The sequence below is a fragment of the Streptomyces sp. NPDC025651 genome (assembly GCF_055558735.1).
In genome coordinates, this window is record NZ_JBVHLZ010000037.1 from 1 (window position 1) to 1,821 (window position 1,821).

At 67.8% G+C, this 1,821-nt stretch carries 1 protein-coding gene; it reads left to right on the forward strand.

From position 1 onward, the window contains the following. The coding region (locus tag ACZ4D5_RS43435) for a condensation domain-containing protein (protein WP_467778073.1) at positions 1-1,821 on the forward strand (1,821 nt) is incomplete at both ends.

Consider the following 1,821-nt stretch of genomic DNA (forward strand, 5'->3'; position numbering starts at 1 on the left):
GTTCATGGTCCCGGCTGCCGTCGTCAGTCTGGCCGAGCTGCCCCTGACCGCGCACCGCAAGGTCGACCGACGGGCCCTGCCCGCCCCCGAGTACGTCGAGGTTCGGCGCGTTCGTGGCCCTCGTGACGCTCGCGAGGAAGTGCTCTGCGCGATCTTCGCCGAGGTGCTGGGCGTGGAGCGGGTCGGCATCGACGACAGCTTCTTCGACCTGGGCGGCCACTCGCTGCACGCCACACGTGTGATCAGCCGCATCCGTGCGGTGTTCGGCATAGAGGTGCCGCCGCGCGCGATGTTCGAGGCGCCGACCGTCGCCCAGTTGAACGCCCGCATGACGGACGCGCAGGGTGCCCGCGCGGCGCTGGTTCCGATGGAGCGCCCTGCGGGGATCCCCTTGTCCTTCGCGCAGCGCAGGCTTTGGTTCCTGAACCGCTTCGAGGGACCTGAGTCCGTCACGTACAACATGCCCATCGCGCTGCGTCTCACCGGGCCGTTGGATCGCGAGGCGCTGCGGGCCGCGCTGTGCGACGTGGTCGTACGCCACGAGTCGCTGCGCACGGTCTTCCTCGAGGGTGAGGACGGCGTGCCGGTCCAGCGTGTCCTCGACGCGGCGGACTCCATGGTGGAGCTGCCGGTACGGGAGATCCGCGAGCAGGAGGTCCCGGACGCGATCTCCCGGACCGCGCGGCGCGGATTCGACCTGACCGCCGAGATACCCTTCAGGGCCTCACTGTTCCGGCTGGACAGCACCACGCACGTCCTGGTGGTCGTGCTGCACCACATCACGGGTGACGGCTGGTCGATGGCGCCGCTGGCGCGGGACGTCGCACTGGCATACGAGGCGCGCACCACGGGCCGTGCTCCGGGCTGGGAGCCGCTGGCGGTGCAGTACGCGGACTACGCGCTGTGGCAACAGGAAGTGCTGGGCGACGAGTCCGACCCCGAAAGCCTGATCAGCCGCCAACTCGCGTACTGGAAGCAGCAACTTGCCGCCCTTCCCGACCAGTTGGAACTGCCGACGGACCGCCCGCGCCCGGCGGTCGCCTCGCACCGTGGTGGCACCGTGCCGGTGACCGTCGCCGCGGAGGTTCACAAGGGTCTGGTCGACTTGGCGCGTGCGTCGGGTGCGAGTGTGTTCATGGTGGTGCGGGCGGCGTTCGCCGCGCTGTTGTCGCGGATGGGTGCGGGGGTGGACATCCCGATCGGTACGCCGATTGCCGGGCGTACGGATGAGGCGCTCGACGACCTGGTTGGTTTCTTCGTGAACACGTTGGTGTTGCGTACGGATGTGTCCGGTGACCCCACCTTCCGTGAGCTGGTGGAGCGGGTGCGTGAGACCGATCTGGCGGCGTACGCGCATCAGGATGTGCCGTTCGAGCACTTGGTGGAGGTTCTGAACCCTGAGCGGTCGTTGTCGCGGCACCCGTTGTTCCAGGTGATGCTCGCCTTCCAAAACAACGAACAGGCTGAACTCCGCCTTCCGCAGCTCACGCTCACAGGAGAGGTGACGGAGACGCGGTCGTCCAAGTTCGACCTGATTCTGAACGTCACCGAGCTGCGTGATGCCGAAGGCGAGCCTGCCGGGCTGTCGGGAGTCCTGGAGTTCTCGGTCGACCTCTTCGACCGCGTGACCGCCGAGAACCTCGTGGAGCGGTTTGGTCGTGTGTTGGCTGGGGTGGTGGCTGACGCGGATCGGTGTGTGGGTGAGTTGGAGGTGTTGTCGTCGGCGGAGCGGCGTGAGGTGTTGGTGGATTGGAATGCGACGGGTGTTGAGGTGCCGTGGGTGTCGTTGCCGGAGGGTTTTGAGGCGCAGGTGGTGCGGGC